Below are 20,971 nucleotides of genomic sequence, written 5' to 3'. Positions count from 1 at the left end.
GAGCACTGACGCAACGCCTCGGTCCGAACAGGCCCGGCGACCGGGTCAGAGCCGACGGGCGACGAGCAGGTTGTCGACGAGCTCGCCCTGCTGGCCTTCGGGGCTGGTGCCGGTGCGGGTGACCCGCTCACAGCGCTCGACGACCCAGCCGTCGCCGAGCCCGATGCCCTCGAGCGTCTCTGCAGCCGTGGGGAACTCGTGCCCGTGGTCGGGCCCGGCCCAGGACGGCGCGGCAGCGTGGTCGACGACGAGGAGCCATCCGCCGTGGCCCACGGTCCGCGAGGCGCGGTGCAGCACCGCGTCCCGGTCGAGGTCGAGCGGGGTCTGGAAGAACGACGCGGTGACGAGGCTGAACGGGCCCTGTGGCATCGATGCGGCGAGGTCGTGGCGCTCGGTCGTGACAGCGTCGCCGACGGCGTGCGCCGCGGCGAGCGCGTCGACGCGTCCGAGGGCGGTGGTCGACACGTCGACGGCGGTGACGCTCCACCCGCGCGCCGCGAGCCACACCGCGTCACCGCCGTGCCCGGCGCCGAGGTCGAGGGCGGGGGCACCCGGGCCCGGCGGCACGACGGCGTGCTCCTCGACGAGCCGGACGAGCGAGGCGTTTGGGCGGGTCCCCCAGTCCTCGGCCAGCGCGCCGTAGTGCTGCTCCCAGAACTGCGCGGGGTCGCTCGGGCGGTCGCCGTGCCGGTCGGGGTGGTGGCCGCTGCGGCCGGGGTGGTGCTGGTGCGCGTCGCTCGTCATGAGCCGATGGTCACCCGCGCCCGGCCACGGCTGCAAGACCGCTTGCAGGAACAGCAAGGCCGGGGCATCCTGCCGCCATGGGTGCGACACCGGCCGACCACGACCACGCCGACGGCAGCGACGACATCGACCGGGCGCTCGAGGCCGTCGCGCCCCGGCTGCGGCACCTGCGCACCCAGCGCAGCCGCACGCTCGCCGACGTCTCGGCCGAGACCGGCATCGGCGTCAGCACCCTCTCGCGGCTCGAGTCCGGCCTGCGCCGCCCGACGCTCGACCTGCTCCTGCCGCTCGCGCGGGCCTACCGCGTGCCGCTCGACGACCTCGTCGGCGCCCCGCCCTCCGGCGACCCGCGCGTCCACCCGAGACCGGTGCGCCGCGGCGGCATGGTCTTCATCCCGCTGACCCGCAGCGCGGGCGGCGTCCAGGCGTTCAAGCTGCTCCTGCCCGGGCGGCGTCGCACGACCCCGAAGCAGCAGCGGCACGACGGGTTCGAGTGGGTGTACGTGCTCGGCGGCAGCCTCGAGCTGCGGCTCGGCGACACGGTCACGGTGCTCGAGGAGGGCGAGGCCGCCGAGTTCGAGACCCGCACGCCGCACTCGATGCGCAGCGCCACCGAGCACCCGGTCGAGCTGCTGTCGCTCTTCAGCCCGCAGGGCGAGCAGATCCACCTGCGCGACGCCTGACGGCGGCGGCGTCGACCTCGGCAGCCCGGCGGACCGCCTCGACGAGCACCTCGTCGAGGTCCTCGGGCACGGTGAGCAGGTCGAGCAGCAGGTGCCCGTCGTGGACGTGCCCGACGACGGGGGGCTCCCCGAGGCGCAGCGGCTCGGCGAGGCCGTGGGGCAGGGCTACGGCGGCACTCGGCAGCGGCACCCCGGGCGCGCCCCCGCCGCCGACGCGTCCCTGCGACTCGACGGCCCGCGCCAGCCCGGAGCCGACCGCGACGGCGATCCGCCGGGCCCGCGCGAGCAGGTCGGCGGGGCGCGCGTCGAGCGCCCGCGCCACCGGGGTCGGCGGCCCGCTGAGTGTCGCCTCGAGCGCCGCGAGCGTCAGCTTGTCGACGCGCAGCGCCCGGGCCATCGGGTGGCGCCGAAGGCGGTGCACGAGGTCTGCGTCGCCGAGCAGCAGCCCGCACTGGGGCCCGCCGAGCAGCTTGTCACCCGAGGCCGTCACCAGCGAGGCTCCCGCCCGCAGCGTCGAGTCGGCGTCGGGCTCCTCGGGCAGCCGCGGGTGCGGCGCGAGCAGGCCCGAGCCGATGTCGGCGACGACGGGTGGGCCGAGCGTCGCCAGCTCGGACACCGGGACGCTCGAGGTGAAGCCCTCGACGCGGAAGTTGGACGGGTGCACCTTGAGCACGAACGCGGTCCGCTCGCCGATCGCGTCGGCGTAGTCGGACCGGTGCACCCGGTTGGTCGTGCCGACCTCGCGCAGCCGCGCGCCGACCGACTCGACGAGCTCGGGGATGCGGAAGCCGTCGCCGATCTCGACGAGCTCGCCGCGGGCGACGACGACCTCGTGGTCGGGTGCGAGCGCCCGGGCCACGAGCGCGAGCGCGGCGGCGCCGTTGTTGACGACGTGCACGTCGCCGGCCGCCGGCACCGCCCGCCGGAGCGCGTCGAGGGTGGCCGTGCCGCGTCGTCCGCGGCGTCCCGTCGCGAGGTCGAGCTCGACGTCGGTGGCGCCCGCGGCGATGGTCACCGCCTCGACCGCCGCCTCGGACAACGGAGCCCGGCCGAGGTTGGTGTGCACGACGACGCCGGTGGCGTTGACGACGCGACGCATCGAGGTGGGCGCGTGCGGTAGCCGGTCGAGCACCTCGCCGACGACGGCCTCCGGCGCGACCTCCCCCGCCCGGCAGGCGCCGAGCACCTCGACGACGACCGCCTTGACCCGGTCGCGGCCGAGACGACCGACGGCCGCGGCGACACCCGCGTCGGCGAGCACCGCGTCGGTCCGGGGCACCCGGCGGCGAGGGTCCTGCATCGCGGCCTCCCTGGGGCGGGCTCGGCGGTTCGGGATGGGAACGTGTGGCGGAGGCGGACGGGAATCGAACCCGCCTGACCGGGATACCCGGTCACTACGGTTTTGAAGACCGCGCCCGTCACCAGGCGGGAAACGCCTCCGCGGCGACCCTACCCCGGCAGGCCACCGCCGGTCGGGGCCGGCCGGGGCCCGCGCCCGCGTCGCTGCGGTGGCACGATGACGAGGTGACCGCCCCGACGACGCCGACGACGTCCGCCCCCGGCCCGGCCCTGCGGCTGACGCAGTACGCGTCGGGGGGTGGCTGCGCGTGCAAGGTGCCCCCGGGCGAGCTCGAGCGCGTGCTCGGCACGCTGACCCCGGCGGCCGGACCCGATTTGCTCGTCGGCGTCGACACCGGCGACGACGCCGCGGTCGTGCGCCTCGACGGGGACCGCGCCGTCGTCGCGACCACCGACTTCTTCACCCCCGTCGTCGACGACCCCTACGACTGGGGCCGGATCGCGGCGACGAACGCCCTGTCCGACGTGTGGGCCATGGGCGGCGAACCGCTCGTGGCCCTCAACCTGCTCGCGTGGCCGCGCGACCGGATCCCCTTCGACCTCGCCGCCGAGGTGCTCCGCGGCGGTGCCGACGTCGCCCGGGCCGCGGGCTGCCACCTCGCCGGCGGGCACAGCATCGACGACCCGGAGCCGAAGTACGGCCTCGCCGTCACGGGTCTGGCCGACCCGAACCGCTTGCTGCGCAACGACGCCGGTGAGCCGGGCCTCCCGCTGACGCTGACCAAGCCGATCGGTCTCGGCGTGCTCAACAACCGGCACAAGGCCACCGGCGAGGTGTTCGAGGAGGCCGTCGCCGTCATGACGACCCCCAACGGCGACGCGTCGCGCGCGGCCCTCGCGGCGGGCCTCCGGTGCGCCACCGACGTCACCGGCTTCGGGCTGCTCGGGCACCTCTACAAGCTGTGCCGGGCCAGCGGCGTCGGGGCGGTCGTCGACGCCGCGGCCGTGCCCTACGTCGCCGGGGCCCGCGAGTCCTACGCAGCCGGCTACGTGCCGGGCGGGAGCCGCCGCAACCTCGACTGGGTGCGCCCGCACGTCACCGCGGGCGTCGATGAGAACGAGCTCGTGCTGCTCGCCGACGCCCAGACCTCCGGCGGCCTCCTCGTCGTCGGCGAGCTGCCCGGCCACCCGGTCGTCGGGCGGCTCGTGGCCCTCGACGACGCTGCCCTCGACGGACGCGTCGTCTCGGTCCGCTGACGGTCCCCGCGCCCGGCCTGGTCGCCGCGTAGACTGCCACCCGATGGCGGTGGGGCTCGCCGACAACCGCAGCACGGACGCTGCCAACAGTCCCTACCTGACGAATTCGCCTGTCCAGGTAGGAGAACGCATGTCCGCACGACCCACGAACCGCCACGTCCTGCCGGTCATCGCGCTCGGCGGCATCCTCGGCGCCTGCGCCCGCTACGGACTCGCCCAAGCCGCACCGGCCCAGCCCGGCAGCATCCCGTGGATCACCCTGTCGATCAACGTCTCCGGCAGCCTGCTCATCGGCGTCCTCATGGTCTTCGTCGTCGAGGTCGGCGGCACCCACCCGCTGCTGCGCCCGTTCCTCGGCGTCGGCGTCCTCGGCGGGTTCACGACCTTCAGCACGTACGCGTCGGAGACGACGGTGCTGCTCCACGGCGGCCATCCGGCCCTCGCCCTCGCCTACCTCGTCGGCACCCCGCTCGCGGCCCTCGCGGGCGTCGCGGCCGGCGTCCTGCTCACCCGCGCGGCCCTCGCCGCCCGCCACCGACTCGCCACCCGTGGAGGTTCCCGATGACCACGCTCGACGGTCCCGCCCGCCGCCTCACCGTCTACGTCGGCGAGGCCGACACCTGGCACCACCGCCCGGTGCACAGCGAGATCGTTCACCGGGCGCACGCCGCCGGGCTCGCCGGCGCGAGCGTCTTCCGCGGCATCGAGGGCTTCGGCTCCTCCCACCTCGTCCACACCTCGCGCCTGCTCTCGCTGTCGGAGGACCTGCCCGTCGCCGTCGTCGTCATCGACACCGCCGAGCGCATCGACGCCTTCCTGCCCCAGGTGACCGAGGTCGTCGGCGAGGGGCTCGTCACCGTCGACGACGTGCGCGTCGTGCACCACACCTTCCGGTCCGGCCCCGACGCCGCGACCCCCGACGCGTCCGGCTCCCCCGCGACCCCCGCGACCCCTGCGACCCCGGACGCCCCCGACGCCGGCGGCACGGACCGGTGACGGCGCTCCTGCTCGTCTGTGCCGGGGCCGCCGTCGGCGCTCCGGCGCGCTACCTCACCGACCGCGCCGTGCAGTCCCGCCACGACAGCCTCCTGCCGTGGGGGACGTTGGTGGTCAACGTCGTCGGCTCGCTGGTCCTCGGGACGCTCACCGGCCTCGCCGTCGCGCACGACATGCCCGAGGCGGTCACCCTCGGCGTCGGCACCGGCTTCTGCGGGGCCCTGACGACGTACTCGACCTTCAGCTACGAGACGCTGCGGCTGCTCGAGTCGCGGGCCGTGCTCGTCGCGCTGGCCAACGTCGGCGTCTCGCTCGTGGCCGGCCTCGCGGCGGCGCTCGGCGGGTACGCCCTCGGCGCTGCCCTCTAGGGGACCGACCCGTCGGTCACGGCATCGGCAGGGCCGGCTCGGCGGCCAGCGCGCCGTCCATGATGCGCCGCCAGATCGGCGCGGCGTAGCAGGCCCCGGTCATGGCGGTGCACGACTTGCCGGCCATCGACACGTTGAACATCCGACGGGTCGGGTGCACCGGGTTGCCGACCCACACCGCCGTCGTCAGCTGCGGCGTGTAGCCGACGAACCACGACTGCGCGTTGCCGTCGGCGGTGCCGGTCTTGCCGGCCGAACGGCGGCCGGCGAGCTGGTTGAGGATGCCCGAGCCGTGGGTCATGTTGTACTCGAGGTACTGCGTGGCCTGGTCCACGGCGCTCGGGTCGGCCACCTGCCGGCAGGCGGGCGCCGGCGCCCACAGCGTCCGGGAGCCCTGCACGACGCTCGTCACGGGGTGCACCTGGCAGACGGTGCCGTGGTCGGCGAGCCCGGCATACGCCTCGGCGAGCGTCTGCGGCGAGATGGCCTGCGCCCCGAGGATGACCTGTGGCGGGTACGTGCCGAGCGCGGTGCCGTCACCGCCGTGGATGCCGAAGTCGGTCATCGTCGTGTGGATGGCGCAGACGCCGATGCGGCTGGCAAGCGCTACGAAGGCGGTGTTCGTCGACTTCGCCGTGGCCTGCTTGAGCGACATCCGACCGCCGCCCCAGGCCTCGTCGTTGTAGACCTTCCAGTCGGTGGCGAGTCCGCACGGCTGCGGGAACTGCGCGGGCCGGAACGTGGCCGGCGTGTGGTTGTCCGCGCGGGGGGCAGTGACCGACGCGCTGGTGCCGAGGCCCTGCTCCATGGCGGTGACGAGCGAGAACGCCTTGGCCGTCGACCCGAACTGGAAGCCGCCCGAGCCGCCGTAGCGCTGGTCGACGGCGTAGTCGAGCTCGGTCGCGCCGCCGCCCGAGCCGTACTGGGTGTCCTGCCCGAGCGCGACGACCGCGCCGGTCCCCGGCTGCGTGACGTACGCCGCTGCCGCGACGCCGAGCACGTTGTGCTCGGGGGCGACCTTGCGCAGCGACGCGTCGACCGTGGCCTGCACGGAGGGCTCGAGCGTGGTGCGGATGGTCAGGCCGCCCTGGAAGAGCAGGTCGCGCCGGGCCTGCTGCGTCGCGCCGAGCGCCGGCTGTTCCTCGAGCCAGGCGATCACGAACGAGCAGAAGTACGGGTCGGCCGACGCCGCGCACGTGGCGGGCGGGTCGGTGACCGAGAGGTCCTTGGCGAGGGGGTGGCGCACCGCGGCGTCGAACTGCGGCGCCGTCAGCTCGTCGAGCGCCCGCATCCGGGTCAGCACGAGGTTGCGGCGGGCCTGCGCCGCCTTCGGGTGGTGGACCGGGTCGGTGGCGCTCGGGCTCTGGACGAGGCCGGCGAGGGTGGCCGCCTCGGTGAGGGTGAGCCGGCTCGCGTGCACGCCGAAGTAGTGCCGGGCGGCGGCCTCGACGCCGTAGGCGCCGTCGCCGTAGTAGGCGAGGTTGAGGTAGCCCTGCAGGATCTGGTCCTTGCTCCACGTCCGCTCGAGGGCCACGGCGTAGCGCAGGTCGGTCAGCTTGCGCGGGATCGTCTTGGCCACGGCGGCCGCGGCGGCGTCGCCCTGCCCGGTGCGCAGGGCCTGCGCCTGGATCGACAGCTTGACGAACTGCTGGGTCAGCGTCGAGGCGCCCTCGCTGGCCTGCCCGGTGCGCAGGTCCTCGATGACGGCGCGGGTCAGGCCCTGGGGGTCGATGGCGCCGTGGTCGTAGAAGCGGCTGTCCTCGATCGCCAGCTGGGCCGTGCGCATGAGGGGCGCGACCTGCGACAGCGGGACGACGACCCGGTACTGGTCCTGCGGGGTGGCGATGACCGACCCGTCGGCCGCGAGGATCCGCGAGCCCTGCACGAGATCGGCCATCGTGAAGGTGCTGGGCAGCGACAGGAACGCCTCGCTGCCGGCGTTCGACAGTCCCCCGATGGCCGCGAGGGTCGGCGCGGACAGGGCGGCCCCGAGGAGGCCGACGGCGGTCGAGGCCACGAGGAAGGCGGCGAGCAGCCGCAGCGTCCGGCCGACGTCGACACGATGGGTACCCACAGGCGACGATAGGCGCCGCTCACCGACGCCGTGCTGGGCGTCGGCTGGGAATCAGCCGGCAGCCTCGAGCGTCGCGGCCACGGCAGCGGCCGGGACGGGCGCCTGCAGCGCGGACGGCACCGACGCGGGCGCCGGGTGCACGGTGCCGGCCGGCCGGGAGTGGACGCACCGGAGGCCGTGCACGGTCTCGCCGAGGGTCTCCAGGTAGGCGGCCCGACGCGGCGTCGGCACCGCGCCGTGGTCGGGGGCTCCGGCCCGGCCACCGGACGCGGCGGCGTCGTCGGCGTAGTGCAGCTCGAGCCCGCCGCGCAGCAGCCGCAGGGCCTCGCCGCGCTGCTGCGACACGGCCGAGGAGGTCAGGCCGAGGTCGGCTGCGACGTCCTTGACCGCCCGGCCCTCGAGGTAGATCGCGGTGACGATGAACCGCAGCCGCTCGGGCAGGGCGGCGACGGCGGCACCGAGGTAGCGGACCCGCTCGCGCTCGAGCATCGAGTCCTCGGGCGCGACGGTCTCGGCGGCGAGGGCGTCGGCCGCGTCGTCGAGCGGTCCGACGGTGCGGGCGGCGTCGGCGAGGCAGGCCCGCACCTGCTCGCGGGTCAGGCCGAGCGCGGCGGCCATCTCGTCGTGGGTCGGGGTGCGACCGAGCCGTGCGGCGAGGGTCTCGGTCATCGACTGGAGGGCCTTGATCCGCTGGCGCGTGCCGCGGCCGGCCCAGTCGATCGAACGCAGCTCGTCGACGAGCGCCCCGGTGATGCGGCGCCGGGCGTAGGCGCCGAAGGGCACCCCGGTCGAGGGGTCGTAGGCGTCGGCCGCGAGGACGAGGCCCACGGCCCCGACCGAGGCGAGGTCCTCGCGCGAGAGGTGCGTCGCCCGACCGCACAGCTCGGAGACGAGGTAGCCCACGAGCGGAAGGTTGTCGACGACGAGACGGTTGCGCTCCGCTTTATCCACTGGACCCCTCTGACGCTCACGATGAAAACGTGACCGGGGGTCGAGCAGGAAGGCCTGCCCGACCCCTCGGACTAAGTCCAGTTTGGGGCGATTTGTCCGTTTTGTATCGAAAACGCGAAATTCGATGGAGGACTATCGGCAGGTGCGGGGAAAACGTTACGGGACGGCGGGGTCCGAACCCGGCTCCTCCAGGCCCGTCGGCGCGTTGCCGAGGCCCCGCAGGACGTCGTCGGCCGTGGCCCTGGAGGCCTCGAGGTTGGCGTCGGCGACGGCGCCGAAGATCTCCTCGCGCTTGATCTCGAGGTGGCGGGGCGCGTCGATGCCGATGCGGATGCCGTCGCCGCCGCGACTCTCGAGGAACGTGATGACGATGTCGTCGCCGATCATGATCTTCTCGCCGGGCTTGCGGGTCAGGACGAGCATGGATCCCCTTCCGTGGGTGCGGTGTTCGGTGCCGAGCCGTTACAGGGCGTTCCGGTCCGACCCGGCCCGGGGCACCGTCCGTGGTGCCGGCCCGCCGTCCGTCCAGCCTACGGGAACGCCGAGGTCGTGCACCGTGTGTGCGGACCGGGACTCGCCGGCCCCGACGACGGCGAGGGCGTCGACCTCGACCGACGCGCGCACGCGGTCCACCCAGGCGCTCGTCTCGTCCGGCTTGTGTCGGGCGTCGACGACGACCCACACCTGGTCGGGCCCGAGGGCCGCGGCCGCCTCGAGGTGCGGCAGGCCCGCGGCGGTGGGGCCCAGGCCGCAGGCCACGAGGACGGCCGTGCCCGACTCGACGGCGAGCGCCCGGGCCCGGGCGGCCTCCCAGCGGCCGGCGAGGTGCGGGAGCCCGCGCTCGTCGGTGGCCCCGGCGCCGTGCAGGTCGTGCCCGACGCGTCCGGTGGCGGCCGCGGACGCGTCGGCCATCGAGGTCGCGACGCCGCGGGCGGTGTCCTCGAGCCCGACGACGAGGACGAGGTCACCGGGAGCCGACAGCACGGTAGGGACGCGCTCGGCGGGCCGGTGCGTGCGGCCGCCGTCGTCGCCGAGGCGGGCGAGCAGGTCCGACAGGCCGGGCAACTCGGTCGACACCGGGTCACCGTCGATGCCGGGCGCGTCGTCGGCAGCCATGTCGGCACGCACGTCGGCGTTGACGTCGTCCTCGGCGCGGTCGGCGCTGTCGAGCAGGGCCAGGATGCCGGCGCGGTCGCCCAGGACGTGCAGCGCCGGCTGGATCGGCACGACGCGCGGCACCCGGGTGTCGGGCACCTCGACGGTGACCTCGAGGTGGCGCCGGCCGAGGAACCCGGCGATCCCGGCGTCGAGCACGCGCTCGGCGCGCACGATCCGCGCGCCGTCGCCGTAGAGGTGGGTCGCCTCGCGGGCCAGCTCGTCGAGGGAGCGCCCCTCAAGCAGGAACTGCTGTGCCAACGCGCACCACCCCGACGGTCTCGATGGTGACGTCGGCCGAGGTCACCTCGGCGTAGGACAGGACGGGCACCCCGCGCGGGGCGGGCGGCAGCAGGCGGCGCAGGGCCGGCCGCAGCACCGGCGCGCAGACGAGCACGGCCGACCGGCCGGAGGACTCGGCCGCGGCGACGGCCGAGCTGAGCGAGGCGAGCACGGCGTCGAGGCGGGCCGGGTCGACGACGAGCTGGCTGCCGCCCTCGACCGGGCGAAGGTCCTGCACGAGGGTCTGCTCGAGGCCCGGCTCGATGGTGATGACCGACAGGTGCCCGCCGTCGGCGAACCGCGCGACGAGCGCCGGTCCGAGCGCGGCGCGGGCGGCCTCGACGAGCGACTCGGGGTCGCCGCCGGCCTTGGCGCGCAACGTCAGTGCCTCGTAGATCCGGGTGAGGTCGTTGATCGGCACCTGCTCGGCGAGCAGCCCCTGCAGGACGCGGTGTACCTCGGCGAGCGAGAGCAGCGCCGGGGTCAGCTCGTCGACGGTCGCCGGGCTGATGCCGCGGACTCCCTCGGTGAGCACGCGGACGTCCTCGCGCGAGAGCAGCCGCGAGGCGTGCGCGCCGACGATCGAGGACAGGTGGGTCACGAGGACGCTGACGCGGTCGACGAGCGTCGCACCGGTCATCTCGGCGCTGTGCCGCAGCTCGGCCGGGACCCACTTGCCGGCGAGGCCGAAGACCGGCTCGATGACGGAGACGCCGGGCAGCGCGTCGAGCGCCTCGCCGAGGGCGAGCAGCTTGCCGGGCGGGGCGGTGCCGCGGCCGGCCTCGACCCCCGCGACGCGGATGGCGTACGTCGAGGGCGGCAGGTCGACGCTGTCGCGGGTGCGCACCGGCGGGATGACGATGCCGAGGTCCATGGCGATGGTGTGGCGCAGCGCCTTGACCCGGCCGAGCAGGTCGTCGGGCGAGCCGCCGACGAGGTCGACGAGGTCGGGCGCGAGGAGGATCTCGAGGGGCTGCACGCGCATCCGCTCGATGATCTCCTCGTTCGGGTCGCGCTCGGCGGCCTGCCCCTCCACCTCGCCCGCCGCGCCCGCGGCACCGGACGCCCCGGAGCCGGCGACGGGGCGCACCCGGCGCGAGGCGATGACGAGCGCGGCGCCGACGCCGAGGAACGGCAGCGGCGGCATGCCCGGCAGCAGCGCCATGACGATGGCCGCGCAGCCGGCCACGAGCAGCGCCGTGCGCGACTGCGACAGCTGCACCGAGGCGCTGCGCCCGAGGTCGGTCTCGGCGCCGGACCGGGTGACGATCATGCCGGTCGAGACGGCCATGAGCAGGGCCGGGATCTGCGTCACCAGGCCGTCGCCGACGGTGAGCAGGCTGTAGGTGTTGAGCGCGTCGGACAGCGACAGGCCGCGCTGCACCATGCCGACGCCGATGCCGCCGACGATGTTGACGACGATGATGACGATGCCGGCGATCGCGTCGCCCTTGACGAACTTCGAGGCGCCGTCCATCGCGCCGTAGAAGTCGGCCTCGGCGGCCACCTGGGCGCGCCGCTCGCGCGCCACGACGTCGGTGATGAGCCCCGCGTTGAGGTCGGCGTCGATGGCCATCTGCTTGCCGGGCATCGCGTCGAGGGTGAAGCGGGCCCCCACCTCGGCGACGCGCTCGGCACCCTTGGTGACGACGACGAACTGGATGACGACGAGGATGACGAACACGACGAAGCCGATGATGAGCGACCCGCCGACGGTGACGTGCCCGAAGGCCTCGATGACGTGGCCGGCGAAGCCGTCCTTCAGCACGAGGCGTGTCGAGGCGACGTTGAGGCCGAGGCGGAAGAGCGTCGCGACGAGCAGCAGCGACGGGAACACCGAGAAGTCGAGCGGCTTGGTGACGAACATGCTCGTCAGCAGGATGACGAGCGCCAGCGCGATGTTGCAGACGATGAGCACGTCGAGCAGCGCCGCCGGGACCGGCACGACGAGGAGCAGGACGATGCCGACGATGCCGAGCGGCACGGCGAGCCGGGCGAGGTCGCGGTTCACGAGGTGGCTCCTCCGGGTCGAGCGGTGGGTCGGGCGGTGGGTCGGGCGGTGGGGCGCGTCGGCGCCGCCGGGGTGCTGACGCGTCGGGGCACGGTGTGGACGCCGGCGGCGGCACCGCGGGCCTTGAGGGCCATGACGAAGGCGAGCACGCCGGCGACGGCGGTGTAGAGCTCGACGGGGATCTCCTGGCCGATCTCGCAGCCGGCGTGCAGGGCCCGCGCGAGCGGCACGTCACGCACCATGGGCACCCGCCGGTCCTCGGCCTCCTTGCGGATCCGGGCCGCGATGGTGCCCGAGCCCTTGGCGACGACGCGGGGCGCCGCCTTGCCGGGCTCGTAGGTCAGGGCGACGGCGACGTGCGTCGGGTTGAGCAGGACGACGTCGGCCCCGGCCACGGCCGCGATCATCCGGTTGCGCGACATGGCCAGCTGCCGGGAGCGGCGCTGCGAGCGCAGGAGCGGGTCGCCCTCGCTGCTCTTGTTCTCCTCCTTGACCTCGCGCTTGGTCATCCGGGTCTTGTTCCGGTTGCGGCGCAGGACGACGAGGACGTCGGCGGCGGCGAGGACGAGCCCTGCGCCGACGGCGAAGCGCAGCAGGGAGGCCGCGCCGTCGCCGGTCGCGGCGAGCAGGCCCGACACCGGCAGGCCGCCGGCGGTGAGCAGGATCGGCACGAGGTCCTGCACGACCATCCAGAGGACGAGGCCGACGACCGCGGTCTTGAGCATGGCCTTGGCCCCGCCCCACAGCGCCTGCTTGCCGAACATCCGGCCGACGCCCTTGACGAGGTCGAAGTGCTCGAAGGAGGGCGAGAGCCGCTTGACGTGCACGCCGCCCTGCACGATCGCCCCGATGACGACCGCGGCGAACACCGCGCCGACGAGCGGCAGCAGGATCGTCCCGACCGAGCCGAGCCCCTCCGAGAGCGCGGCGAGCGCCCGGCCCGGTTCGGGGTCGGCGATGACCGAGCCGAGGGTGAGCAGCTGCCCGGCACCGGCGTCCGCGGCGCGCGACACGGTGAGCGGGAGCATGACAGCACCGACGCCGACCGCGAGCCACGCGGTGAGGTCCTGCGACCGGCCGAGCTGGCCCTTGGACCGGACCTCCCGCATCCGCTTGTCGGTGGCCTGCTCGGTGCGCTCCTGGCCGTCGGACATCAGCCCACCCCCAGAAGCAGGCGCGCGGACTCGTGGGCGAGCCCCGACACGACGCGCGGGATGGCGAGGAACATGACGCCGGCGAGGCCGAGCGTGATGAGGACCTTGAGCGGGAAGCCGAGCTGGAAGGCGTTGAGGGCCGGGGCGACCCGCGTCAGCAGCCCGAGGCCGACGTCGGCGAGGAAGAGGACGGCCATGAGTGGGCCGGCGATCTGCACGGCCGCGACGAACATGCCCGTGGTCGCGGTCGTCATGACCTCGACGGGGCGCGACAGGTCGAAGCCGCCGCCGAGCGGGATGGCCGTGACGCTGCCGGTGAGCCCGCCGATGACGAGCTGGTAGCCGTCGGAGGAGAAGAGCAGCGCGAGGGCCGCCATCTGGGTCAGGCGGGCGAACTGGGCGCCGTTGACCATGCTCTGTGGGTCGTAGGCCTGGGCCATCTGGAACCCGGCCGCGAGGTCGACGAGCGAGCCGGCCGACTGGATGGCGGCGAAGACGAGGTAGACGAGGAACCCGAGCGCGAGGCCCGTGGCGAGCTCGAGGACGAGCCCGGTGATGAACGCGGCGTCGCCCCGGCTCGTGTACGCCGAGTGCGCCCGCATCGAGACGGCGAGGCCCAGGCCGACGCCGAGCATCGCCTTGATCCGCGCGGGAAAGGCGTTGTAGGAGAAGGGCGGTGCGATAAAGAGGAACGCCGTCATGCGCACGATGGCGAGCAGCGTCGCCTCGGCCCACGCCTGGTCGATGGGGACGGTCATCGGTGCCTCACGTCCCAAGGAGGCTGGGCAGCCGCGCGAAGAGGTCGTGGGTGAACGTCACCATCTCGGCGATCATCCACTGCCCGGAGACGGCGAGGGCGATGGCGACGGCGACCGCCTTGGGCACGAAGGAGAGGGTGACCTCCTGCAGCTGGGTGATCGACTGCACGAGCGACACCGCGAGCCCGACGACGAGCGAGGTGACGAGCACCGGCGCCGACAGCTTTGCCGCCGCGGCGAGGGCCTGGACGCAGATGTCGAGGACGGCGGCGGCGTTCACGTGACTCCCCCGCCGCCGGCGTAGCTCTGCACGAGCGCGGTGATGATGAGGCCCCACCCGTCGACGAGGATGAAGAGCAGCACCTTGAACGGCAGCGACACCATGACCGGCGGCAGCATCATCATGCCCATCGACATCAGGGCCGAGGACACGACGAGGTCGATGACGAGGAACGGGATGAAGATGACGAAGCCGATGATGAACGCGGCCCGCAGCTCGGAGATCATGAACGCCGGGATGAGCGTCTGCAGCGGGGTCGCGGCGGGCGTGGCCGGGTTGGCGATGCCGGCGGCCCGGGTCATGAGGGCGATGTCCTCCTGACGCGTGTGCGCCAGCATGAAGCTCGCGAGCGGCTTGGCGCCGGCCGACAGGGCGGCCCCGAAGTCGAGGTGGCCGTGCAGGTAGGGCTGCACCGCAAGGGTGTTCACGTGCGTCAGCACCGGCCACATGATGAACAGCGACAGGAACAGCGTCAGGCCGGCGAGCACCTGGTTGGGCGGGACCGACGCGAGGCCGAGCGCGTTCCGCGTCATCGCCAGGACGACGAAGATCTTCGTGAACGACGTCATCATGAGCAGCAGGGCCGGGGCCACCGACAGCAGGGTGATCCCGAGGAGCGTCACGACCGACGAGGACGGCGCGTTGTCGGGGGCGTTGATCTTCAGCTCGATGCCCGAGCCCTCACCGGGCACCGGCGTCGGCGTGGGGGCCGGCGCCGGCAGGTGCGGCAGCGTCGCGGCGTGGCCCGCCGACGCCGCGAGGACGAGCAGCGCGGCGGCGGCGACGAGCACGAGGAGCGTCAGCACGAGGGCGCGACGCGTGGGGCGCGACCCGCTGGACGCACGGGACGCGCGGGACGCGTCCGGCCGGGGCCGCGCGGGGCCGCGCGCCGTGAGGACCGCGCCCGTCACGGGCGTCGACCGGACCGCAGTGCGTCGGCCGCGAGGCGCCACGTCGCCGGCTCGAGGATCGACCCGGTCCGCGCGGGCCGCCCGGGCTCGCCGACGGCCTGGGCGCGCTGGCGCCGCAGCTCGGCCTCGAAGGAGGCCGCCTGCCGGACCGAGCGGCGCGTGGCCGTCGCCGGGAGCGAGTCGCCGGGGACGGCGTCGTGGTCGGGGTCGGGCCCGTCGCCGGGACCCGTGTGAGGACCCGCGTCAGCTCCCGCCTCAGGACCCGCGCCCGTGGCCGGCACGGCCGCGACGGGCTCGGGCACGTCGGCCGTGTGCAGGACGCTGATGCCGTGCTCGGTCACGCCGAGGAGGAACCGCTTGCCGTCGGTGTCGACGAGCACGACCGAGGCCTTGGGGCCGACGGTCTGGCGCGCGACGACGCTGAGCACCTTGGCCCGCAAGCCGGGGGCGCCGGCGCGCAGCCGCCGGTGCAGCAGCCACATGAGGCCGAACACCGCGCCGAGCGAGACGAGGACCCGCAGGCCCAGGACGAGCGGTTCCATTCAGGGCCGGCCCTCGGCGGTGTCGAGGATCCGGGAGATGCGCACGGCGTAGTCCTGGTCGACGACGACGACCTCGCCAAGGGCGATCCGGCGGCCGTTGAGCAGCACGTCGACGGGCGCGCCCGCGGAGCGGTCGAGCTCGACGACCGCACCGGGCTCGAGCGACAGCGCGTCGCGCACGCTCATCCGCGTCCGGCCGATCTCGACGGTCAGGGCCATCTCGACGTCCTGGATCCGGCGCAGGCGACCGTCGAACGCCCCGGCCGGCTCGCCGGCGGACGGGGCCGTGGACGAGGCCGTGGACGAGGCGAACGGCGTCGACCCGGCCGATGCCGTCGCCGGCGCACCCGGGGCGCGTCGGACCGCCAGCCAGCCGAACGGCGCTGCGCCGTCGGAGATCTCGAAGAAGGCGGCCCCCTCCGGGTCGGACAGCACCCCGCTCGGGTCGCCGTCGACGAGCTCGGACAGGACGCCGTCACCGAGGGCCGCGGCCGCGCGCTCGAATGCCGGGCGCAGGACGACTGTGGCCGACGCGGCGGGCCCGCCGCCCGCCTCGGCGACGAACCGGGTGTCGAGGGCGACGAGCACGAGGTCGGCCGGGTGCGGTCCGACGAGCGAGGCGGCCACGACGGCCGCGTCGGCGGGCCCGGCGACGGCGTCCGGCCCGACCTGCCCGAGGACGCGCAGGCCGGGGACGGGCAGGGAGGCCACGAGGTGCTCGGCTGCGGAGACGAGGGTTGCGGTGCTCACGGGCGGTACTCCTGGGTGGGGGCGGAGGCGTCGGGGGTGGTGGGGAGGGCCGGAGCCGCCGGCGACGGCACGAGCGAGACGACCTGCGCCGCCGCGCGCGAGCCGGAGCGCACGACCATGGCGCGCGCGAGGTCCTGGCCCTCGACGGTGAGGTGGAACGGGTCGCGGGCGTGGTGCGGCAGCGGGATGGTGTCGCCGACCGCGAGGGTCAGCACCTGCTCCGGGGTCACGGCGACCGACGCGAGCCGGACCGTCACCTCGACGGGAACGAGGGCGACCTGCTCGCGGGTCAGCTCGGCAGCGTTCTCGCTGCTCGCCACCGGGTTGACGGCGCCGAGCTGCGGCAGGATCGTGTCGGCCGGGATCGCGAAGGTGACGGGCGAGGTGGTCTCCCCCACCTGCACGCCGCACGTCACGACGACCATGAGGTCGGACGGCGCGGCGGCCTGGGCGAACTGCGAGTTGTACTGGATCGACTCGACGCGCGCCTCGGCCGGCAGCAGCGGCCCGAGGGCGTACGCGAGGACGTCCAGCGACTCCTCGACGACCGCCTTGACGAGCGCGTGCTCGATGGGGGTGAGCTTGCGCTCGAGCCCGGCCTTGTCCGAGCTGCCGCCGAGCATCCGGGCGACCCAGCCGAGCGCGACCGGCGTCGGGAACTGCACGACCATCTTGGCCGCCGTGTCGCCGAGCACGCACCGCACCATGCACGTGACCGTCGGCAGCGACGCGGTGTACTCGTCGTAGGTCTGCACGACGACCGACTCGGTGGTGGCCGTCGACTTGGTGCGCACCTTGGCGGTCAGCTGGGTGCCCCACTGGCGGGCGAAGGAGTCGAAGGCCGCCTCGAGGATCCGGCTGTGCTCGCGCGCGAGCGTCGTGGGTCGGCGGAAGTCGTACGGCTCCGCGGTCCGCTGCGCGGTCGCCCCGACGGCGTGCATGGTCACGCCCGGCACTATCGGCAGGGACCGCCCCGTGTTAAGGCACGCGTCAAGGCCCGTGTCGAGGCACGTGTCGAGGCGCGGGCCGGGCGGGCCCGGCGCGTGCGGCCGGTCACGAGCGGGTCTGGGCCACCCGCGCCTTGAGCGCCTCGGGGATGAGCGCGCGCACGCTCTCGGGCTGGTCGGAGAGCACGACGACGTCGACGCGTCGGTTCTGCCGGTAGTCGGCGTCGGTCCGGCCCCGGCTCGCGGGGCGGGAGGAGCCGAAGCCCGTGGCCCCGATGCGCGAGCCCGGCAGGTGGTCGCGCTCGACCATGGCCCGGAGCACCTTCGTGGCGCGCTCGGCCGACAGCTCCCACACCGACGGGTAGGAGGTGCGGAGGTTGGCCGCGTGCCCCTCGACGGACACCTGCAGGCGGGTGGGCACGATGACCGGGGTGATGGCGTCGAGGATGCGGTTGGCCCGCGCCGTCAGCATCGAGCTGTCCGGGCTGAAGAACGTCTGCGACCCGACGAGGCGCACCGTGAGGCCGCGCTGGTCGATGTGGAACTGGACGTCCTTCTGCAGGCCCTGGACGGTGAGGCGCCGCGTCATCTCCTTCTGGATGGCCGCGAAGCGGTTGACGTCCTTGGTGGCGAGGGCGAGGTCGGCGAAGCCCTCGGAGTCCTTCTTGGCCACCGACGGCGGCACGACCGTGCCGCTCGCGGTGTCGATCCGCTGGGTGATCGTCGTGCCGAACCCGGTGGCGAGGGAGTTGCGCAGCTTCTCGAACCGGTTCTGGTCGACCGTCGACATCGCGTAGAGCACGACGAAGAGGCAGAAGAGCACGGTGATCATGTCCATGTACGACACGGCCCACCGCTCGTCGACGTGGAACTTCTCCGGCGGTTTGCGCGTCGAGCGCCGGCGGCTCACGCCGCCTCCTTGTCCTTGACGTCCTTGGCGCCCTTGCCGCCCTTGCCGCCCTTGCCGTCCTTGCCTGTCCCGCGCTCGGGCACCATGGCGCGCAGGCGGTCGGCGAGCAGCAGCGGCTGGGCGCCGCTCTGGACGGCGAGGACGCCCTCCATGACGAGCGTCATCCGCTCGACCTCGAGCTCGGACAGGCGGGCGATGCGGGCCGACAGCGGCAGCCAGATGAAGTTGGCCGACAGCAGGCCCCAGAGGGTCGCGACGAAGGCGCTGGCGATCATCGGGCCTAGCTCGTCGGGGTTGGAGAGGTTCTCGAGGACGTGCGTCAGCGAGACGACCGTGCCGACGATGCCCATCGTGGGCGCGTAGCCACCGAGCGCGGCGAAGAACTTCGAGTCGGCGTGGTCGGAGCGGGCCCGGGTGCCGATCTGGTCCTCCATGAGGATGCGCAGCTCCTCCGGGTCGGTGCCGTCGGCGACGTTCTGCAGGGCCTGGGCCAGGAACGGGTCCTTGCTGTCGGACGCCTCGGCCTCGAGCGCGAGCAGGCCCTCGGCCCGGGCCTTCTCGGCCAGGTGGACGATCTGCTCGATGCTCTCCTGCGGCGCTGGCGCCTTGCCGGTGAACGCCTTGGGCACGGCCTTGAAGGCGCGCAGGCTGTCCTTGAGGGTGTTGCCGGCGATGCCCACGGCGAGGGTGGCCCCGAACACGAGGATCATCGGCGGGGGCAGGAACAGGGACCCGATGTGCGCGCCCTCGAGGGTGACGACGGCGAAGACGGACCCGAACGCGAGGACGAGTCCGATGACGAGTGAGGGGTCCATCGGTGCGCTCCTTATCGCTCGGTGGGCCGGATCGGCGTCGGTGCGGCCGCCGCGGCGGCCCCGGCGGCCGTGGCGGCCTCCGCGGCGGCGATCGAGTCGCCCTCTCCCCGAAGGACGCTGAGGCGCGGCCCGTCACCCGGGGTGTACGCGTGGGCCGTGGCGATGACGAGCGCGCGGAACTCGGCGATGAGCGCGATGACCTCGGGCAGGCTCTCGCGCACGACGTACGTGGCGCCGCCGACCATGACGAGCGTCGTGTCCGGGTTCTCCTGGACACGCTCGATGAGGTCGGGGTTCACCGCGAAGCGTGACCCGTTGAGGCGGGTGACTGCGATCATCTGGCCGTTCCTGTCGGGGGGGGCGGGGCGCTCGTGCCTCCGCCCCCCTCTATCGGCAGGGGGCGACCGACCGTAAGGTCAGCGCTTCAGGTCGACGAGCTCCTGGAGCACCTGGTCCGAGGTCGTGATGATGCGGGCGTTCGCCTGGAAGCCGCGCTGGGCGACGATGAGGTTGGTGAACTCCTGCGAGAGGTCGACGTTGCTCATCTCGAGCGCGCCGCCCACGAGCGAGCCGAAGCCCGAGTCGCCGGCCTGCCCGACCTGCGCGTTGCCGGAGTTCGCCGTGGCCGAGTACGAGGACTGCCCGGCCTTCTCGAGGCCGGCCGGGTTGGTGAACCGGGCCAGGGCCACCCGCCCGACGGCCTGGCGGACGCCGTTGCTGAACGAGCCGACGAGCGAGCCGTCGGCGCCGACGCTGAACGCCTCGAGCGTGCCCGCCTCCCAGCCGTTCTGGCCGGTGGCGGCCACCGTCGTGCTGCCGGCGTAGCCGGTGACGGTGCCGAGGTCGACGGTGATGCCCCCGACGCTGACCGACCCCGGCGTCGTCTGCTTGCCGGCGGTGAAGGCGAGCGAGCCGCTGCCCGTGGCGCCCGACGCGTCGGTCGCGGCGACGTCCCAGCCGCTGGCCGTGCGGGTGAAGGTCAGCGACAGGGTGCGCTTGACGCCGTCGGCGTCGAAGACCTGGATGTCGCGCTGCAGCGCGGTGCCGGTGGCGGCGTCGGAGGGCAGGTTGCCCCCGACCTCGACGCCGGTCGTGGCGCGCGCCGGGATCATCGCCGTCGGCGACAGGACGAGGTCGGTGGTCGGGGCGCCGGTGTTGACCCGGCCCGACGGGTCGGCCATCCAGCCCTGCAGGATGCCGCCGTCGGGTCCGACGAGGTGGCCTGCGGCGTCGAGGCCGAAGGCACCCGCACGGGTGTAGTACTGCTGGCCGCCCCGGTTCGTGACGAAGAAGCCGTCGCCGGAGATCATCATGTCGGTGGCCTTGCCGGTGGTCTGCGCCGAGCCCTGCGTGAAGCTCGTCGTCACGGCGGCGACGCGCACGCCGAGGCCGACCTGGGCGGGGTTCATGCCGCCGGTGGCGGCCTGCGGCCCGGACGCGCCCTGGGTCAGCTGCGAGAGGGTGTCCTGGAACTGGGCCGAGGAGCCCTTGAACCCGGTGGTGTTGACGTTGGCGATGTTGTTGCCGGTGACGTCGAGCATCGTCTGGTGGGCGCGCAGGCCCGAGATGCCGGAGTAGAGCGAACGGAGCATGGGGACGGCCTTTCTGGGGTGGGTGGTCTGGTGCGGGGGCCGGCTCAGGCGCCGGCGACCCCGGTGATCGAGGCGAGGGGGATGCTCGCCGAGCCGACGGTGACGGTGGGGGTGGCACCGGTGAAGGAGACGGCCGACGCGGTGCCGGTCGCCGGGGCGCCGGTCGCGTCGAGGTAGGTGACGGTGCGACCGAGGAGCGCGGCTGCCGCGCTGCGCTGCTGGGCCTGCAGGCCCTGCGTGCTGTCGGCCGCCATCTGGCTCAGCTTCTCCATGACGGCGAGCTGGGTCGTCTGCCCGATCATGGCGTTGGTGTCCATGGGCGAGCTCGGGTCCTGGTTCTTCAGCTGGGTCACGAGCAGGTCCATGAAGACCGTCGAGTCCATGGTCTGCTTGGGCGCACGGGTGGGGGCGGTGGAGCTGAGGCTCGTGCCTCCGACCGACGCGACGGGTCCGGTGGGGCCGATGGGGGTGGCGGTCATGGATCTCCTTCTC

24 protein-coding genes and 1 tRNA gene are annotated in these 20,971 nt (G+C 74.1%); 5 read left to right on the top strand and 20 right to left on the bottom strand.

Annotated features, from left to right (window positions below; genetic code table 11):
• Window positions 1-45: 45 nt before the first annotated feature.
• Window positions 46-744, bottom strand: coding sequence for a class I SAM-dependent methyltransferase (locus tag BIV28_RS11405; RefSeq protein ID WP_076261919.1), 699 nt, complete (start codon window positions 742-744; stop codon window positions 46-48).
• A 77-nt stretch (window positions 745-821) separates the two neighbouring features.
• On the opposite strand from BIV28_RS11405, the gene BIV28_RS11400 reads away from it, so the two are divergent.
• The gene (locus BIV28_RS11400; protein WP_076261917.1) at window positions 822-1,427 is read left to right on the top strand and encodes a helix-turn-helix domain-containing protein; all 606 of its coding nucleotides are present in this window, start codon (window positions 822-824) and stop codon (window positions 1,425-1,427) included.
• Here BIV28_RS11400 and selA read toward each other — a convergent pair.
• Together selA and BIV28_RS11390 are read right to left on the bottom strand one after the other, a co-directional pair.
• Window positions 1,387-2,727 carry an L-seryl-tRNA(Sec) selenium transferase gene (gene selA / locus BIV28_RS11395; RefSeq protein ID WP_076261916.1) on the bottom strand — a complete coding sequence of 447 codons (1,341 nt, stop codon included), beginning with the start codon at window positions 2,725-2,727 and terminating at the stop codon, window positions 1,387-1,389. The two genes, BIV28_RS11400 and selA, sit on opposite strands and share 41 nt — an antisense overlap.
• A gap of 45 nt (window positions 2,728-2,772) precedes the next feature.
• Window positions 2,773-2,867, bottom strand: a tRNA-Sec gene (locus BIV28_RS11390).
• 84 nt (window positions 2,868-2,951) lie between these two features.
• On the opposite strand from BIV28_RS11390, the gene selD reads away from it, so the two are divergent.
• The 4 genes from selD (at window position 2,952) to crcB (BIV28_RS11370) (ending at window position 5,347) form a co-directional block, all read left to right on the top strand.
• The gene (selD, locus tag BIV28_RS11385; RefSeq protein WP_207555930.1) at window positions 2,952-3,983 is read left to right on the top strand and encodes a selenide, water dikinase SelD; all 1,032 of its coding nucleotides are present in this window, start codon (window positions 2,952-2,954) and stop codon (window positions 3,981-3,983) included.
• A gap of 130 nt (window positions 3,984-4,113) precedes the next feature.
• A complete protein-coding gene (gene crcB, locus BIV28_RS11380; protein WP_076261914.1) occupies window positions 4,114-4,548 on the top strand; it encodes a fluoride efflux transporter CrcB in 435 nt (144 codons plus the stop codon).
• The gene (locus BIV28_RS11375) at window positions 4,545-4,979 is read left to right on the top strand and encodes a DUF190 domain-containing protein (RefSeq protein WP_083707262.1); all 435 of its coding nucleotides are present in this window, start codon (window positions 4,545-4,547) and stop codon (window positions 4,977-4,979) included. The genes crcB (BIV28_RS11380) and BIV28_RS11375 overlap by 4 nt, the downstream gene beginning before the upstream one ends.
• Complete coding sequence (crcB, locus tag BIV28_RS11370; protein ID WP_076261913.1) at window positions 4,976-5,347, top strand: fluoride efflux transporter CrcB; 372 nt, start codon at window positions 4,976-4,978, stop codon at window positions 5,345-5,347. The genes BIV28_RS11375 and crcB (BIV28_RS11370) overlap by 4 nt, the downstream gene beginning before the upstream one ends.
• Before the next feature lie 16 nt (window positions 5,348-5,363).
• Here crcB (BIV28_RS11370) and BIV28_RS11365 read toward each other — a convergent pair whose 3' ends face one another.
• From BIV28_RS11365 to BIV28_RS11285, 17 genes are all read right to left on the bottom strand, one after another.
• Window positions 5,364-7,421: a transglycosylase domain-containing protein gene (locus BIV28_RS11365; protein WP_076261911.1), complete on the bottom strand. Its 2,058-nt coding sequence runs from the start codon at window positions 7,419-7,421 to the stop codon at window positions 5,364-5,366.
• A 51-nt stretch (window positions 7,422-7,472) separates the two neighbouring features.
• Window positions 7,473-8,372, bottom strand: a complete 900-nt coding sequence (locus BIV28_RS11360; protein ID WP_076261909.1) for a sigma-70 family RNA polymerase sigma factor — start codon at window positions 8,370-8,372, stop codon at window positions 7,473-7,475.
• 156 nt (window positions 8,373-8,528) lie between these two features.
• Window positions 8,529-8,795 (bottom strand): carbon storage regulator, encoded by a 267-nt coding sequence (locus BIV28_RS11355; RefSeq protein WP_076261907.1) that lies wholly within the window; start codon window positions 8,793-8,795, stop codon window positions 8,529-8,531.
• A 39-nt stretch (window positions 8,796-8,834) separates the two neighbouring features.
• Window positions 8,835-9,788 (bottom strand): hypothetical protein, encoded by a 954-nt coding sequence (locus BIV28_RS11350; protein WP_076261905.1) that lies wholly within the window; start codon window positions 9,786-9,788, stop codon window positions 8,835-8,837.
• Window positions 9,766-11,820 carry a flagellar biosynthesis protein FlhA gene (locus tag BIV28_RS11345; RefSeq protein ID WP_076261904.1) on the bottom strand — a complete coding sequence of 685 codons (2,055 nt, stop codon included), beginning with the start codon at window positions 11,818-11,820 and terminating at the stop codon, window positions 9,766-9,768. The genes BIV28_RS11350 and BIV28_RS11345 overlap by 23 nt, the downstream gene beginning before the upstream one ends.
• Window positions 11,817-12,974, bottom strand: coding sequence for an EscU/YscU/HrcU family type III secretion system export apparatus switch protein (locus BIV28_RS11340; protein ID WP_076261902.1), 1,158 nt, complete (start codon window positions 12,972-12,974; stop codon window positions 11,817-11,819). Before BIV28_RS11340 ends, BIV28_RS11345 begins: the two co-directional genes overlap by 4 nt.
• On the bottom strand, window positions 12,974-13,732 hold the full coding sequence (locus BIV28_RS11335) for a flagellar biosynthetic protein FliR (protein ID WP_076261901.1): 759 nt from the start codon (window positions 13,730-13,732) through the stop codon (window positions 12,974-12,976). Before BIV28_RS11335 ends, BIV28_RS11340 begins: the two co-directional genes overlap by 1 nt.
• Before the next feature lie 7 nt (window positions 13,733-13,739).
• Window positions 13,740-14,012 carry a flagellar biosynthesis protein FliQ gene (fliQ, locus tag BIV28_RS11330; protein WP_076261899.1) on the bottom strand — a complete coding sequence of 91 codons (273 nt, stop codon included), beginning with the start codon at window positions 14,010-14,012 and terminating at the stop codon, window positions 13,740-13,742.
• Window positions 14,009-14,818, bottom strand: a complete 810-nt coding sequence (gene fliP / locus BIV28_RS11325) for a flagellar type III secretion system pore protein FliP (RefSeq protein ID WP_076262191.1) — start codon at window positions 14,816-14,818, stop codon at window positions 14,009-14,011. Before fliP ends, fliQ begins: the two co-directional genes overlap by 4 nt.
• Before the next feature lie 101 nt (window positions 14,819-14,919).
• Window positions 14,920-15,465 (bottom strand): flagellar biosynthetic protein FliO, encoded by a 546-nt coding sequence (gene fliO, locus BIV28_RS11320; protein WP_076261898.1) that lies wholly within the window; start codon window positions 15,463-15,465, stop codon window positions 14,920-14,922.
• A complete protein-coding gene (gene fliN / locus BIV28_RS11315; protein ID WP_076261896.1) occupies window positions 15,466-16,215 on the bottom strand; it encodes a flagellar motor switch protein FliN in 750 nt (249 codons plus the stop codon).
• Window positions 16,212-17,156, bottom strand: a complete 945-nt coding sequence (locus BIV28_RS11310) for a flagellar motor switch protein FliM (RefSeq protein WP_076262189.1) — start codon at window positions 17,154-17,156, stop codon at window positions 16,212-16,214. Before BIV28_RS11310 ends, fliN begins: the two co-directional genes overlap by 4 nt.
• A gap of 112 nt (window positions 17,157-17,268) precedes the next feature.
• Entirely contained in the window at window positions 17,269-18,072 is an 804-nt protein-coding gene (locus BIV28_RS11305; protein ID WP_076261894.1) for an OmpA/MotB family protein, read from the bottom strand.
• Window positions 18,069-18,887: a motility protein A gene (locus tag BIV28_RS11300; RefSeq protein WP_076261893.1), complete on the bottom strand. Its 819-nt coding sequence runs from the start codon at window positions 18,885-18,887 to the stop codon at window positions 18,069-18,071. Before BIV28_RS11300 ends, BIV28_RS11305 begins: the two co-directional genes overlap by 4 nt.
• Window positions 18,888-18,898: 11 nt before the next feature.
• Window positions 18,899-19,225 (bottom strand): flagellar FlbD family protein, encoded by a 327-nt coding sequence (locus BIV28_RS11295; RefSeq protein WP_076261891.1) that lies wholly within the window; start codon window positions 19,223-19,225, stop codon window positions 18,899-18,901.
• A 78-nt stretch (window positions 19,226-19,303) separates the two neighbouring features.
• Complete coding sequence (locus tag BIV28_RS11290; protein WP_076261889.1) at window positions 19,304-20,479, bottom strand: flagellar hook protein FlgE; 1,176 nt, start codon at window positions 20,477-20,479, stop codon at window positions 19,304-19,306.
• Between the two features lie 44 nt (window positions 20,480-20,523).
• The gene (locus BIV28_RS11285) at window positions 20,524-20,958 is read right to left on the bottom strand and encodes a flagellar hook assembly protein FlgD (protein WP_076261887.1); all 435 of its coding nucleotides are present in this window, start codon (window positions 20,956-20,958) and stop codon (window positions 20,524-20,526) included.
• Window positions 20,959-20,971: the final 13 nt, after the last annotated feature.

Origin of the sequence: Intrasporangium flavum (assembly GCF_001956915.1) — a bacterium.
GTDB lineage: Bacteria > Actinomycetota > Actinomycetes > Actinomycetales > Dermatophilaceae > Monashia > Monashia flava.
This window is presented reverse-complemented; position numbering and strand designations above follow the sequence as displayed.

Bases quoted from the DNA above. Each gene is read 5' to 3' on its own strand.
- BIV28_RS11405 (WP_076261919.1), bottom strand. From the start codon at position 744: ATGACGAGCGACGCGCACCAGCACCACCCCGGCCGCAGCGGCCACCAC.
- BIV28_RS11400 (WP_076261917.1), top strand. From the start codon at position 822: ATGGGTGCGACACCGGCCGACCACGACCACGCCGACGGCAGCGACGAC.
- selA (WP_076261916.1), bottom strand. From the start codon at position 2,727: ATGCAGGACCCTCGCCGCCGGGTGCCCCGGACCGACGCGGTGCTCGCC.
- crcB (WP_076261914.1), top strand. From the start codon at position 4,114: ATGTCCGCACGACCCACGAACCGCCACGTCCTGCCGGTCATCGCGCTC.
- BIV28_RS11375 (WP_083707262.1), top strand. From the start codon at position 4,545: ATGACCACGCTCGACGGTCCCGCCCGCCGCCTCACCGTCTACGTCGGC.
- BIV28_RS11355 (WP_076261907.1), bottom strand. From the start codon at position 8,795: ATGCTCGTCCTGACCCGCAAGCCCGGCGAGAAGATCATGATCGGCGAC.
- BIV28_RS11340 (WP_076261902.1), bottom strand. From the start codon at position 12,974: ATGTCCGACGGCCAGGAGCGCACCGAGCAGGCCACCGACAAGCGGATG.
- BIV28_RS11335 (WP_076261901.1), bottom strand. From the start codon at position 13,732: ATGACCGTCCCCATCGACCAGGCGTGGGCCGAGGCGACGCTGCTCGCC.
- fliO (WP_076261898.1), bottom strand. From the start codon at position 15,465: ATGGAACCGCTCGTCCTGGGCCTGCGGGTCCTCGTCTCGCTCGGCGCG.
- BIV28_RS11310 (WP_076262189.1), bottom strand. From the start codon at position 17,156: ATGCACGCCGTCGGGGCGACCGCGCAGCGGACCGCGGAGCCGTACGAC.
- BIV28_RS11300 (WP_076261893.1), bottom strand. From the start codon at position 18,887: ATGGACCCCTCACTCGTCATCGGACTCGTCCTCGCGTTCGGGTCCGTC.
- BIV28_RS11295 (WP_076261891.1), bottom strand. From the start codon at position 19,225: ATGATCGCAGTCACCCGCCTCAACGGGTCACGCTTCGCGGTGAACCCC.
- BIV28_RS11290 (WP_076261889.1), bottom strand. From the start codon at position 20,479: ATGCTCCGTTCGCTCTACTCCGGCATCTCGGGCCTGCGCGCCCACCAG.
- BIV28_RS11285 (WP_076261887.1), bottom strand. From the start codon at position 20,958: ATGACCGCCACCCCCATCGGCCCCACCGGACCCGTCGCGTCGGTCGGA.